The sequence below is a fragment of the Arhodomonas sp. KWT genome (genome assembly GCF_010993615.1).
On the sequence record NZ_WNXE01000594.1, the window covers coordinates 1 to 1,014 of the forward strand.

1 pseudogene is annotated in these 1,014 nt (G+C 71.0%); it reads right to left on the reverse strand.

The annotated features are described in order from the left end of the window. A pseudogene (locus G7A99_RS20990) lies at positions 1-1,014 on the reverse strand (hypothetical protein); the annotation flags it as partial.

Below are 1,014 nucleotides of genomic sequence, written 5' to 3' on the forward strand. Positions count from 1 at the left end.
CGTTGCGCGATGTGAACACGCAGCTGCTCGAGCGCGGCGCCCTGACGTTCGGCAACTGCCTCGGCGTCTTCGAGGTCGCGCGCCGCCGCACCGCGGTCGCCGGAGAGATGCATCGCGAGCTCGGCGCGCCAGCGATAGAGCTCCGGGAGAAAGCAGCGGTTCCCGATACGGGCGACATCGCTCAGGGCCCCGCCGAGCACCTCGCGGGCCCGGCGGTAACGCGACAGCTGCATCAGCCCGGCGATGTGCAGCCGCAGCAGGCTGGTGCTCGCCCCGTACATCACGTGTCGCACATCGGCCGCCGCCCGCTCGCAGAGCTCCACGCCCTCGTGGTCGCCGTCCCGCGCCATGGCCCAGCCGAGCAGCCCCTGCCCGGCCCGCTGCCACAGGGCATAGTCACGGGCCTGGGCGATGGCCAGCACGTGCTCCGCGTCCTGGCGGACCATGGCCGGATCGTCGCGACACTGCGCCAGCAGCGCCCGGAAGGTATAGCAGAACGCCCGGCTCGGCGGATGCCCGGTGATGTCGACCAGGGCGACGGTCTCGTCGATCAGGCACCGGGCACGCCCCGGCGCCCCCACGTTCCACAGGGTCATGGCACCGAGTGAACGCGCGGTAAACGCCGGGTTGTCCCCGAAGCGGCTGACGAGCTCGAGGTGGTCCGTGTTGTCGTAGGCCGCCAGCACGCTCTCCAGGTACGCCCGCGACGCCGGCAGATCGCCACGGTAGAACCGCGTGTTCACCTGCGCGTAGTCCGAGGCGATGCGCATGTGCCGACCCCCGGAGGCGGTTGCGATACGCTCCATCTCGTCGGCGAGACGCTGGGACTCGGCGAAACCGTCGTGGGAGCTGGACGATTCCCACTGCGCCCAGAGAATCAGGAAATGGCGCTGCGGGTCCGATGCCCCGTCGTGGAGCTCGGCGGCGCGCCGGAACGTGGCGTAGACCTCGGCGGCCCCGTAGCCGGAACAGGCCATGCGCGAGAGGCCGAGCCCCAGGAGCACGTCGACCATC